The organism is Saccharothrix sp. AJ9571 (assembly GCF_021725495.1).
In the GTDB taxonomy this organism is placed as follows: Bacteria; Actinomycetota; Actinomycetes; order Mycobacteriales; family Pseudonocardiaceae; genus Amycolatopsis; species Amycolatopsis magusensis.
Window position 1 is genome coordinate 5517537 of the sequence record NZ_CP091382.1, and the last position, 13363, is coordinate 5530899.

General features: G+C 64.7%; 6 protein-coding genes. 4 read left to right on the plus strand and 2 right to left on the minus strand.

Translation table 11 applies throughout. The features are described 5' to 3' along the window. The first annotated feature begins 282 nt into the window (after positions 1–282). The 4 genes from L3Q67_RS25605 to L3Q67_RS25620 all read left to right on the plus strand — a co-directional run bounded on the left by L3Q67_RS25605 (position 283) and on the right by L3Q67_RS25620 (position 10716). Positions 283–1338, plus strand: coding sequence for a hypothetical protein (locus tag L3Q67_RS25605; protein ID WP_499184013.1), 1056 nt, complete (start codon positions 283–285; stop codon positions 1336–1338). Continuing rightward, complete coding sequence (locus tag L3Q67_RS25610) at positions 1331–5938, plus strand: NACHT domain-containing protein (RefSeq protein ID WP_499184014.1); 4608 nt, start codon at positions 1331–1333, stop codon at positions 5936–5938. The genes L3Q67_RS25605 and L3Q67_RS25610 overlap by 8 nt, the downstream gene beginning before the upstream one ends. Before the next feature lie 495 nt (positions 5939–6433). Then, positions 6434–7393, plus strand: coding sequence for a dsRNA-binding motif domain-containing protein (locus tag L3Q67_RS25615; protein ID WP_499184015.1), 960 nt, complete (start codon positions 6434–6436; stop codon positions 7391–7393). Further along, a complete protein-coding gene (locus L3Q67_RS25620) occupies positions 7300–10716 on the plus strand; it encodes a DEAD/DEAH box helicase (RefSeq protein WP_499184016.1) in 3417 nt (1138 codons plus the stop codon). Before L3Q67_RS25615 ends, L3Q67_RS25620 begins: the two co-directional genes overlap by 94 nt. A gap of 299 nt (positions 10717–11015) precedes the next feature. Here the strand turns inward: L3Q67_RS25620 and L3Q67_RS25625 are convergent, their stop codons facing one another. Further along, positions 11016–12014, minus strand: a complete 999-nt coding sequence (locus L3Q67_RS25625; protein WP_499184017.1) for a GAF domain-containing protein — start codon at positions 12012–12014, stop codon at positions 11016–11018. A gap of 976 nt (positions 12015–12990) precedes the next feature. After that, on the minus strand, positions 12991–13362 hold the full coding sequence (locus L3Q67_RS25630; protein ID WP_499184018.1) for an STAS domain-containing protein: 372 nt from the start codon (positions 13360–13362) through the stop codon (positions 12991–12993). Position 13363: the final 1 nt, after the last annotated feature.

Below are 13363 nucleotides of genomic sequence, written 5' to 3' on the forward strand. Positions count from 1 at the left end.
ATGACGTCGCCGAGCAGCGGCGGTACTCGCACCATGTAGGCCAGTCCGATCCGGCAGAGGATCTCCAAGCCAGGATGTCCGCGCAGTCAGTCCGCGCGCTGGCGGGGGTCTTTGGAGTAACAACGCGTCGCCCCTCTACGACGAATGGTGCAAGGCTGCTGACCGCCGTCCGGCGGACAGGCACTCAGGGCTGGTCACGCGCTGGAGATGAGAAAAAGCGCGTGGCGGTGCATAACCGTAGCTAGCTAGCTAGCTGGATGGTGGAGCGATTGACTCCATAGCGTGAAGAGGGCGAACTTGGAGTTCCGGCTTGGCGGAGTGACGCGGCAGCCCGATGTTGAGGCTGTGACGGACGCGGCAGCGCAAGCGATTCCAGAAAGCATCCGGGAACACTGGGTGGAGGTAGCCGGGCAGCGATGGCCTCCGAAGCAGCTCCTCGAGATTGTCACAGGGGTACCGCGTTCGGCATACACGTCGCACGCTGCCCTGCGACTGCTACGGCGTGCGGGTTTCACGACCAGCGCCATCACCGCCGGCCGTGCTGCCGCGGCATCGTCGCCTGTGACGTCGACGACACCCGTACCTACGGATACCGCAGCTGCCCTCAACGCTTTCCGGGCCCTGGTCGCCTTCGTCTCGCAAGAGGACTTTACTCAGCGAATCGGCCGTATCGAGGCTGAGCTGGCAGGCAGCGACCGCGCCAGAGTTGCGGCAGTTGCCACCGAGTTCGGCATGACTGAGGCGTGGGTCCTTGCCGCGTTGCTCGTGCGGCAGCACGCCGGCCGACTGAACGACATCATTCACGCTGCCGCGATCCTGCAGGCTATGCCCCTAATCCTGGAAGAGGGGGAACACGTGGCCAGCCGACCGTCGCTGGCAGCCGGAAACGATCCGACTCGGCTGTTCGACCTGGAGACAAACCTGCGAGTCGCTGAGTTCAAGCTGTCAGCATGGAAGGGAGCCGATGCCATGCGCAAACGGAGTGTCTTTGTCGACCTGGCGCTCGACGAGACGAGCCGCCGTAAACAGCTTTTCGTGTTAGGCCCGGAGCCGGTTCGCTTCCTGCAGCAGAGCACGTCCTCAGCGGACTGGGCCCTCAACCGGGCTTCTCCCACGCTGCGTGACAGATTCCGAGCGAGCTTCGGCGATCTCGACGTTTCCGTGTGCGAGTTCACCCGTGGTCACGGCAGCAACATCGACTTGCTGGACATCGGGACTCTTCTGCCCTGGTTGTCTAGCCCTGGAGGTTATGAGACGGCGGGAGTTCGAGGCGCAGCCGGCCACAGCGACAATGGTCCGCGGCTGCAGCAGCAGAAAGGGGTGGCCCCATATGGGTAAGGAACTTGTGTTCGCCGAGTCGGTACCGCGGTGGCTGCGCCTACGGGGCGACGAAGACGGTGATGACCCACCATTCGACCTCGACGACGATGGCTTCCTCCCGGACCCCGCTTCCGGCAGATCCGCCGCGACCACGTCGGGCATGATCCGGCCTGAACAGGCGTTGAGCACCGGCGCCCTAGTGCTGCTCGGCGAGCCAGGCGCTGGAAAGACCACAACTTTCACCGCATTAACAGGCTCAGGCCCAGAGGCGCAGGAGCCCGCACCGGGTACGCCAGGCACGGTCTGGATTACCGGCTCGGAACTAAGCGCCACCGGCGCGTTCACCGATGCACTAGGCGATCACCTTGGTGCACTTCCACAGGTCGGAAGCTTGGATCCGCCTGAAGGCCCGTTGACGATCGTGCTGGACCAGCTTGACGAGGCCGCAAACGTGCATCGGCTTCCTGATCGGCTCAGACGCGCACTGCGTGGCAAGGACACGCGATCACTCCGCTTTCTGATCGCCTGCCGGACCGCTGATTATCCCGAGGCGCTGACTCGGGTGCTTGAGCAGGCGCTGTCGGGGTGTGTGGTGGCTGACCTGGCCCCGCTCACACGCGAAGACGTCGTCGCACTCGTGAGCGGCATAGGAGCGGACGCTACTGCGTTCGTCGATGCCATCACGAACGCTGGGGTAGGTACCCTCGCGAACCTGCCGCTGACCCTCAAGGTCTTACTCGCCGCGTTCGAGCGTGATCCAGGTGCGCTAGCGAGGGGGCCGCGCGAGCTGTTCGAACTTGGCGTCGGGCGCCTGGCCGACGAGCATGATCGGCAGAGGGCGGCAGCCTCCTATAGTGGAACCACGGTCGACCACCGATTGGTGATTGCCTCACGTATCGCTACGCGCATGGTCCTCGCCGGGCGCCGCACGGTTTGGTGTGGTGAGTACGGGAAGGCCAGCCCTGACGACCTCACGGAGGGGATGCTATGCGGGGGGCGTGAAACCTGCTCCGGCGACTTCGATGTGACGCCGGCCGCGGTTGCCGAAACTCTCAAAACCGCGTTGTTCGCTCGAAGTGGTCGCGGCAGGATCGCGTTTGCGCACTCGTCGTTCGCCGCGTATCTCGCGGCGCGGTACCTCACGACGCGGACAGGTGGCGCTCGTAGCGTGCTGCGCAGCTTGTCCGCTGTCTTCTTGGTCGCCGCTCCTGATGAAACAACCGCCAGTATTCCGACGCACCTTCGGGAGACAGCGGCTTGGCTCCTGGCCCACTCCCCGCGGGACTTTCGATGGCTGGCCACCGCTGACCCAGAAGGCTTGATCGCGCACGGTGCCTACATCACCGACGCCGATACCCGTGCAGCGATGGTGGACGGACTCCTGCGCCGCGCCGCCGAAGTAGAGCTCAGCGATCGAGGCTGGCACCGGATGAGGTGGAAGCTGACGCACGAGGGCTTAGCTGCACAACTGCGAACTGTGCTGGATCATGTTCTGCGAACAGGCTCGGACACGTTGCAAGATTTCGCGGCGGCCAGCTTGGCGATACGCATCGCGCGTGACGGAGTCGTCCACGACGCCGCCCAGGTACTCCTTCAGGTCGCCGAGGCGGAGAGCCTGGCCCCGTCGCTACGCTACAACGCGATCAGGGCAGCGATGACCGCCAACGCTGAAACAGCAGCTCCGCGCCTGCGTGCACTGCTGGCGAGTCTCGCGGAGATAGGCGACCCCGACGAAGATTACGAGGAACTCGTAGGAACCATTCTGTCGGTACTGTGGCCAGAACACCTTGAATTAAAGGAGATGTTGCCACATATGCATCCTCTTCGCGATGGTGTCACGATCGGCGCTTACCGGATGCATCTCCGATATTTTCCCGTCAGTGTGGCTGAATTGGATATTCCGAAGCTGTTGGAATTCGTCAACAAAATCGTCGGAGATCTACTGGGGCCTGCATGCGGAATGGACAACGCGGCATCGCAACATTACCTCGACATCTCGGATAACGAGACTGTCGACGGGCTCCTGACTCCGATTTTCGATCGGGTAACGATATCACCCAACCTTGTTGATCACCTCCCTGTCCTGGTTCGTCAGATGTCGCGACTAATCAACGCATCGGCCACACTTGTCATGCCGTTCGGGGTCGACGTTATTGACGAAAAAGGCAGCGAAACCGGCGAGAGTGTAAAAGCTAGGCACGCTCTAGCGGAGGCGCTGATCGGCGATTTTGTTACCACGTGTGATGAATTCGGCAATTATCATGCCTATTTGGTTACGTCACGCTGGGCCGCTGCTCGCAACATCTACCTCAAATACGCCGATTCTCGTCGTGGTGGACGGAAAGTCCTGCTGGATAATGCTGACTTCCCGTGGCTAGTCGAAAGGATTGACCACTATCGATCCATCGGGGCTGTGCGGCAGGCTGACGCGATGGGTCACGTAGCAGCCAGCGTGGCGAACCTCTACGACCTGGATACTTTCGAACTGGCTTATGCGCGCCGAGATGCCCCCGAAGGTGTCCATTTCAGCTGGATGTTTGACGGTGTAAGGTGCGACAGCAGCCTGGCGAAAACGATGCGCGCAAACGACTCCAAAGAGCAGGAGTGGGAGTATTCCGAACAATTCGCGAGAGAACAATCTGCTCGACTGGATGCGGCCAAGGAAGGCGACACGGACGCATTCTGGCAACTCGCACACTATTTGAAGGCTGACCCTCAAACGGGTCGTTTCCGCCTGTCTGACGGCTATGATCCACGCACGCTGCCGGGTGTTATCCTATGGCCGCCTGGCGAATTCGCGCAGACTTTCAATGTCGCGGCCCGGCGATTTCTGCGTGGCGAACACGATCATCGGGATGGCTGGCTAGGTGCCCGAGCCATGGATTACCGGGCCGAAGCTGGCTATGCCGCGTTCATTGTACTTCACGACAACGATGATCTAGACGACATGATCGATCGGTGGGGTGCTTGGGTCGGTGTCATACTTGATAAGGCGCACCGTGTCGAGACCCGGAGTGATTCATCGCTCGTGCGTGAACTGATGCGCAGGGCTGTCGCGCATGCGCCGGCTGAACTCGGTGCAGCGGTCCGGCAGCTGGTCGCGGTGAGTCTCTCACGTGGTGCCTCTCCTTGGGCACTCGCGGAGATCACCTCGATGCTTCCGACGCAGGTTCACGCCACCCTCGTGAACTTAGCCGATGACGTTCGAGAAGCTGTGAGCAAGCACTCCGTCATCGCCGGCGCCGAGAACGCAACAGACGTCGAAACCGATCCGCCGCCTGGAGACCTCGAGTCCATCCTACTTCCAGCAACAGTCGAAGCCCGCAGTTTCGCGATCAGGACATGGGGTGACCTCCTCCGTGAGCCCGTCGCAACTGGGAACGGTGCGGCTCTCGAGCAAGCCGAACAGGTGTTGGCCGCCAGAGGCGAGGACGACCAGGCGGATTTCGCTGTAGCAGCAGGCAAACTGCTGCTAGTGGCCGATCCAGGCGAAACCTGGCCCCGACTTCGCGAAGCTGTCACCGCGTCGACGGGCTTCGCTCGCGAGTTGGCAATGGCTTGTGCACCCAGTCGCCACGGCAACGACCTGGCTGACGCGCTGTCCGACGAATCAGTAGAGGAAGTATGGCGCTGGCTGGCCGACGTCGCACCGCCGGACACCGACGTCTGGAGCCCAGGCTTCGAAGCTTCCGGCAGGCCGGTTCATGAATGGCGCGACAGCCTGCTGACGCAACTGGCTCAGCGGGGCACCCCGCAGGCAGTGCTCGGTATACGACGCCTGGCCGAGCTGTTTCCCGGAAACGTCCGCGTTCAGTCGGCCCTGATCGCCGCTAGGCGGCGCGCCCAGGCCCGAGCAACGATCGTGCCTAGTCCGAAGCAAGTCATCGAGCTGCTGATCGACCCAGACCGTCGCGTCGTCCGGACCGCAGCTCAACTAGCTGATCTTATTGTCGAAACGTTGACCGAGGTCCAGCGCGACCTGTACACCCACTCGAACCTGTTATGGAACCGCGAGCGGGATCGAGTACCACCTGCAAGTCCGTCCGGTACCCGGCGCCCATCCGCATGGCGCCCCAAAAGCGAAGGGTCTCTAGCTGCCTACCTTGCACACGAACTTCAACTTCGACTGACACGGCGCACTATCGTGATCAACCGTGAAGTCGTCATCAAGCCTACGGACGATGGTGACTCCGGAGAACGTCCCGATCTGCTCGTAGAAGCAATCGCTCTAGACGCAGAAATAGACGCTGCCGAGACGGTAAGCGTTCCCATCGAGATTAAAGGTTCATGGCACAAAGACGTACTTTCCGCACAATGCGATCAACTCGCTGCGCGGTATCTACCCGCATCCCAGACCGATACCGGTGTGTATGTGGTCGGCTGGTACCCGCTGGATCAATGGGACGCAGAAGATGGACCCCGCAAGAGTCGAGCGGCTAAATTCTCAGACGTTAGCGCGCTCCTGGATGCCCTTCAAAGGCAGGCAAGGACAATCCTCAGTGCAGAAGGAAAAAGAACGCTGCCAGTGGTGCTGAGGGTAGAACGAGCATCTGCAGAGCTCGAAGCGGGGCACCCCCTGGCAGGCACCCGCTCGATAGGCTCCGCACCACTGGAGTGACCACGCAAACTCTCTCGCACGCCGCAAGCTACCTCGTTCGCTCCCGTGCTCAGCCCGTCGGAAATGCCACCTTGCGCGAGAACTCGGTGCTCTCGGCATGGACAGCTCGCTGAACCTTTCCCAGTAGCGACCGGTGCTCTCGTCTGATCATCAGGTTGTGCGTCCGTGCTGGTAGTGGAGCAGGACGAGTGCATCTCCAATCGCTATGCCGCAGGCGTGCGGCACTCGGTGGCGACCCGTCACCAACCGCCGCCCGACGCTGGATCACATGAGGGTCGATGCCGAGCATCGGACCGTCAATCGAATGGGGGTCCCACGATGGAATGTCATAGATATCCCTGTTCGCCTGCATGCCGCTATGCTCCCGCGTGCCTTCGGCGGTGTTGGGCTGGTGTCCGTCGGTGGAGTGTTTGCTGTCGGCGCGATTTCGTTGGGGGAATCAGGATGGCCCATGAGGTTCCGGCATGGCTGCGTCGATGGATGGTGGGAGGCAGGGTGGAGGCTGAGGGGCTGAGCGAAGTACTGCATAGACTGGGAGCTCAGGAACTCACGCCGAAAGACATCCGCGCGCTTCTCTTGGTGCGGCTGGGCGGGCCGGACGGGGACGGGGTTCGGCAGCGTGTTCTGGAACATGTGCAGGCGCTGCCGCACCTAGCGGTCAGCGTACTTTCCGTGCATTGCCAAATGGCAGGGCTGCCTCTTCCGCAGTTAGAACCTGAACCTATCAACGTTCGCGGCGGTCTCGCGTTCCGGGGACAGGCGATTCTCGAACTCGAGGACGGACCGATTGCCGGAAAGACGTGCGTAGCCACGTCGAAGTCGGCCGTCCGTCACGCGGCAAGTTTGAGCCTGTTGAACCGGTTGGTCGACGGCGGGCTTACCTTGAGCGACGACACGCCCGTCGCTGCGAAAGAGTTCCTGCCTCCCGTCAAGCTCGTAGAGGCACCTGACGGTGGAAACTCGTCATGCCGCTGGGCGTCGATGAGTCCGCATGCGTTCCTCGGCGCGTTGACTGAGTCCGCTGACCTTTCCAACCCTGATCTGCAGTTGGTGGACCATACGCTGCAGCGGGCCCGGGCGGGATTGCTGGACGATAAGCAGTTGGCCGTGGTTTTGTTCCGAACACGCTCTGCAGTATGGGACGAGGTTCGGTGTGAGGGCGTGCACGCGGCGACCCGGATCCCGGTGATGCTGCCGTACGTGCTCAACCAGTACGCGGCGTTGACCGGGGTGCCGACCGGCCAGTACGAGGGGGCGTCGGACCAGGCGGTACGAAATGGGCTTCGTTCAGCATCGTCGTCGACGGGCGCATGCGCACGTTCGGTCCGTACTTTGCACCGGGCAGGGCAGCACGCCAGTCCGTGCGCCTGGCAGCCGTCTGCGAACTCGCGGATCTGGGGCCGTACGACCGATGGCCGGACCTTGCGGTCGGCGACAGTGAATGGCTGGCCGTAACAGAAACTGCGACGGCGATATCGGTGCTGGATGTCGCAAGGGGGCGGCGGTGGATCAGCGCTCCGCAGTGGCGCGACGGCAAGACCGCCACGGGAATATCGCAAGCGTGGGTGTCCTGTCGGCACGAGGGCGACACGGTCCGCGCGACGGCCGAAGGCGGCAACGCGAAACAGGCCCGTCAAGCAGCAGCGGGAGCGCTCATCCTGATCCTCAACGAACGTGCCCGCGCCACAACCGCGGCCCCAGCAACTGTCGTTCCCTCCCAGGACAAGGGCACCGAACTCGATGCGGAGCCGGACACCACGGTCGCCCCGCCCTCAACAGTTGCGGCCACGCCGGTACCTCTCACTCTGCAGTCGTCCTCCGAGTCCGCATCGTCGACCGAGCCGCTTGCGACTCCCGAACGGCCAGCTGTTGTCGGTACCCCTCTGGCAACTAGGGTCAGGCTGCCGAGCCTCGACCGTGACACGCTCAGGACCGAGTTGGACGACGGCGCGTACTTCGTCTTCGACACGACCGCTCCCACCGCGGAGGCGGGCCTGCTGTGCGCGTTGTTCGACCATGTCCGGGCTGCTCCGGAGACGACGGCCCGCCGCGTCCTGGTCGGCCGACAGGGCGAAACGTTCGACTTCCGATGCGGGCGGATCAGTACCGGCGACGCCATCGCGTTGCTAGCGGGGCCACCACGCGAGGGATGGCACGACTCCGCGCGTGTGTGGGCGCGCGTCATCCACTTGGCGTTGGATGCGATCGCGCGCCACGGGATCGCGCCGGTGTTGGCCGACACGAACAGGCGGGGGACTCGCTATCCCACTTGGCGGGTCGGGGCGCTCAATACCGACCAAGCGGAGTTAGTGAACCAGCTCGCCGTGCAACTCGAGGATTCGCCGTACATCCTCGGGGACTGGGTGCGCGGCGAGAACGTGCGGGAGTCGGTCGACTTGGTCCGGGCTGTGCGGGGCATGATCGACGCGGTCGCCGACTACCTGGTGAGTTCATCGGGGCGTCGCTATCTGCACGGCCCGGTCCCGTTCACCGGTGCCGCCTACTTGCACGACGCGGACCGCATCAGCACCACGCAGCGATGGGTCGACGACGCAGCCGGTTTCGACGCCCTCGACGCCGAGGCGCCTTCGTTTCAGCTGACCGTCCTACCGCCCCGGCCGGATACCACCGTGCTCGAGGCGACCTTGCAGCTGTGCCGGGTCCCCGGCAGCACCGACACAGCCGTTGACGCCGAGGAGGTGTGGTGGGAAGGCACCATCCTCACTGGTTTCCCCGAAGGCCCCGATCTGCGAGAGTACGTGCGCAAACGCTTGCGCCTGGCAGGACGGACACTGCCGTCGCTGGAAGCGCTGGGTGCCGATCCATATCCGGCACGCTGCTGGCTCAGCGCCGCAGACGCCGCCTTACTGCGGGGTAGCGCAGCAGACACCCTGGCCGACTCGGGAATCGAGGTGGTCTGGGACAAGGACTGGGCCGACGCGCTCTCCGTCGAAGCCGTCATCGCACCCGCAGAGCCGCCCGGTCCGCTGACCGGGCGCCTCGGCTTGGGCGAGCTGTTCGACCGACGCTGGCGCATCACCGCAGACGGCCAGATCCTCAGCCCAGCCGAGCTGGATCAACTTCGCCGGGCCGAACTCCCGTGGATCATGCGGAAGAACCGCTGGGTCATGCTCGACGACAAGACCCAGGAATGCCTGCGCCAGCCCAAAGCGATCACCATCCCCCGGGCGCAAGCCATGCTCGACGTGCTCGACGGCCGGGTAACGATCAACGGGCGCGCCTACGCGTGCACACCCGCCGACGGGCTCGCAGCGCTCATCGCGGACCTGCGCCGCACCGACTACGCCGAGGCCGTCCGGCAGGTCGACACAGAATGCTCGATGACCCTGATGCCCCACCAGTCTCGCGCCGTGGCCTGGATGATCCGGATGAGCCAGGCCGGTTTCGGATGTCTGCTCGCCGACGACATGGGCCTGGGCAAGACCATCTCGGCACTGGCGTTCCACCGGTCACCACGACGTACTGGCGCGAACCGGCCCACCCTGGTGGTCTGTCCCAGCGGCAAGCTGATCGGCCAGTGGGAGCGCGACGCGGCCCGGTTCGCCGGGCTGCCGGTCACCAGATACTGGAAGCAGAAACGTTCCCTTGCCGGGCTGACCCCAGCCACGGTCGTGGTGACCACCTACGGCACTCTCCAAAGCAGCATCGACGAACTCAGCGCCGTCGAATGGGGATTGGTGGTCGCGGACGAAGCCCAGCGCACCAAGAACGGCGCCACCGGCGCGGCCCGGTGGATCCGTGCGCTTCCCTCCGCCACGCGCGTCGCGCTGACCGGGACGCCCTATGAGAACCAGGCCGGCGAGCTTCGGACCATCCTGGACTGGTGCAACCCCGGGCTGTTCGGGACACCGGCCGAGTTCAACGCCCAGTTCGTGCGCCCCATCACCGACGCCGCCGACGAGCGTCAAGCGGCGTGGGCACGTCAGCGGATCCAGCGCATTCTGCGCCCGTTCATGCTGCGCAGGCTCAAGGACGATCCGATGCTCGGGCTGAACCTGCCGGGCAAGCACGAGACCACGCACCTTGTCCACCTCTCCGACCGCCAGCGCGGCATGCTCGAAGCGCTGACTGCCGACGATGTCGAGCAGATCGCCCGCAACCCGGACAGCCCGGCCGTGGGGCGGCTCGCCAAGAAGGTGATCCACGACCAGCGCAAGATCACCAACAGCCCGGCCCAATACGACGATTTGCCCTTGGAAGACTTGGCCCTGTCGTCACCCGAGCTTGAGCGCGACGCCCCGAAACTGACCGTCCTGCGTCGGCTGGTCGAACGCCTGCGCGGCACCGGCGAGCGAGCCCTGGTGTTCACCCATTACGTCTACACCGCGAAGATGGTGCACTACTTCCTGACCAAGCTGGGATACACGAGCTCGCTCTACATAGGCGACGTCGGCGAATCCGACCGCGAGGACCGTATCGAGGCCTTCACCTCCGGTGACACCCAGATCCTGGTCGCAACCGTCACCACCGGCGGAGTCGGGCTGGACCTGCACTGCGCCAACCACGTGATCCACTTCGAGCGGCACTGGAACCCCGCCGTCGAAGCACAGGCCACCGACCGGGCCTACCGCATCGGCCAGACCCGAATCGTCCACGTCGACTACCTGGTGACCCGCAACAGCATCGAAGACCGGATCTCCGCGCTGCTGGCCGCCAAACGCGACCTGAGCGATCTGTATCTACCCGGCGGAGAATTCGACTTCACCAAGCTGACCGCCGCCGAACTCGTACACCTCGTCAAACTCAGGACATCATGACCACCAGCGCAACCTACGACGGCGAACGAATCCCCTTCGCCGGCCGTGAACTACCCGAGACACCCGCGGGGATGCTCCCACCCCGGGTCCTTGCCGAGATCGCCGCCGACGCCGCGCGCCGTGCCTCGGCATTGCTGGACGGTGCCAACGCCGATCTCCACGACGATGACGTCGTCGACCTGATCCGGCTGGTCCACACGACACAGTGCGATCCCGCCACTGCAGCGGCAGCGGCAGAACGAGCCGGGCTGAGTAACGCAGCATTCAGCCGCTTGCGCGTGGCCTACACATTCGCAGGGCTAGAGGGCGTCCACACCGCGCACCGCGCTCACGACCCGGAGCCGGGCGTGATGGACGCGGCGATCGAAACCATCCGCAGCTGCCACCACGTTCCCGAAGACACGCTCACCGCAGATCAGAACCGCCTCACAGCGCCAGCACTCGGAATCCAGATCCGGCTCAGCGTAGGGGCAACGTGGTTCCCGTACACCTCCTCCGGGCAAGGATGGGCACCAGCGCGCGGACAGTCCTCCAGCCCGGCGGCCGCCTATGGCGCTGCTGTACAAGCCCACCGGGCTCGCCATCGTTAAGGCTGGAATATCGGCGGGCAGGTCGACCAACTGACCGGTTCCGCTGCGCACTCCGTCGCCAGGTACGACTCTGCAGCGGCGGCTTCTCGCCGCCAACCGCAGCAGAGCGTCTTTCATGCTGATCCGGAGCTCGGCGGCCAGCAACCCGGTCGCGATGTTGACCTCGTCGTAGAAGCCTGGGGCGTCCTCCCGCGTCCACAGCGGGGCGTCACCGCTGCGGCTGTCGGCGGCCAGTGCGGTGGTGGCTATCTCCGCCAGCGTGGCGGCGTCGCGGATCCCGCCGGGGCCGAGCGGGCCGGGGCGTCGGCGGTACAGGGTGAGGGTGCCCATCCGGATCGCCCCGGTCTGCAACGGGAACGCGAACGCCGAGCCCACTGCGAGGGACGCCACTTCGTCGGCGAGACCGGGCCAGCGGGCCTGCTCGGCCCGCAGATCGGTGACCAGCACCGGTTCCCCGGTGGCGAAGGCCGCGACTCCCGGGCCCTCGCCCACGGTGTACTGCGCTTCCTCCAGTGACTCCGCCCAAGCGTCACTGGCCGCGATGAGGTCCTGCGAGGTGGCGCCGCGCACGGTGATCGCCGCCGCGTCGATCTCGAGGTGCTCGGCGGCGACCGCGCAGGCCACCCCGGCCCAGCCGGAAGCCGCCGTGCGAAGGTCCGCTCGCTCGGTGACCAGCCGCCACAGCCGATCCTGGCACTGCCCGTCCACCGCTTGCCACCTCCAGCCGGCGACCACTGAGCCGGTAGCCCTGATCAAACCCATCTTCGCGCATCACGTCTGACACCGCCGCGCATCGGAAGCGCGGTCCCGACACAACCCCGGTGGCGCGGTCGTGAACGTGGTGGCTGACTAGCTGGTGGCGAGACGGAGTCCGATCAACATGAGGCCGGAGCGACTCTGGGCGCCAGCATCGGGGAACCCATTCGGCTCAATTCCGAACCCGCCGAAGGTCAACGATGCCGCTCATCGCGATAGGTCAGGTCCGGAGTAATTAGCCTTGCGGATGCCGGTCTACGTTCAAGCGGTAGGACCGGCCGGCCATCGATGGCCGGTGATCGTAGGTTGGGTTCCCGCGCTGACGATGAGGATGTCGCCCTGGCGTTGGGCGTGGCCGACCACGGTGACTGTCCACAGTGGCCCGGTGTCCGACAGTTCGTCTGCGTGCACGGCGATGACCTGTCCGGTGAGGTCGGGTAGCCAGGGTTGTTCGGTGGTGGGGATGAGGATGCGGGTGGCGATCGCGGTGAACCGGGCCGGGCAGACCGCGGGGAGTGCGTGGTGGGTGTAGATCAGTCTGCCGACGGCTGTGCGGTGCAGTAGTTGCCAGGCATTGCCGGCTGGTCAGCGGTTGTCCGGTCTGATCAGTGACGGCGGGCTCGGGCGGGGGTGACACGCCGCTCCACCCCGTCCAGCAACAGTGCCACCAGCATCAAGATCAACGGCAAGCTCAGTGCGAACCACATGGGTAGACCATTACCCCGCCCTCATGACGCGAAAACCTGCCCCGAGAGATCCCAGATCGGACCAGCCTCAGCCACTGGGGCGATGAACTGGCAAGACAGTGGCCGGCGCCGCTCGACGATCTCGTGAATGCCGGGTGGGAGCGCTCAGGTGCAGGTGATGTGCGGGCAGTGACCAGCGCTGTTGGTCCGGCGGGTGCTGGCTGGGAGGAAGCGCGCAGCGTTCAGGCCAGGTCTTCGAGGGCGGCTGTGGTGGAAGGGTGGATGGCCAGTATTCGGTCGAGGGCGGTCACTTCGATGGCTCGTTGCACGGGGCGTGACGGAGCGCAGATCGCGAGGCGTGCGTTGTTGCTTTGGGCTTGGTGGTGTGCGTCGACGAGTAGGGACAGGCCGCTGCTGCCCAGGAACGGAACGTCGGCGAGGTCGAGGAGCACGAGGTCAGGTGACTGCGCCCATGCCTGGTCCAGTGCGGTGGCGAGCTGTGTGTCGGTGAGGGCGTCGACAGCGCCGGCTGCCGCGAGCAGTACCACTCCGGCCGAGTGAGCTGATACGGAGATGCGTAGTTGCTGGTCGGCGGGGATAGCGGGGTCGGACACG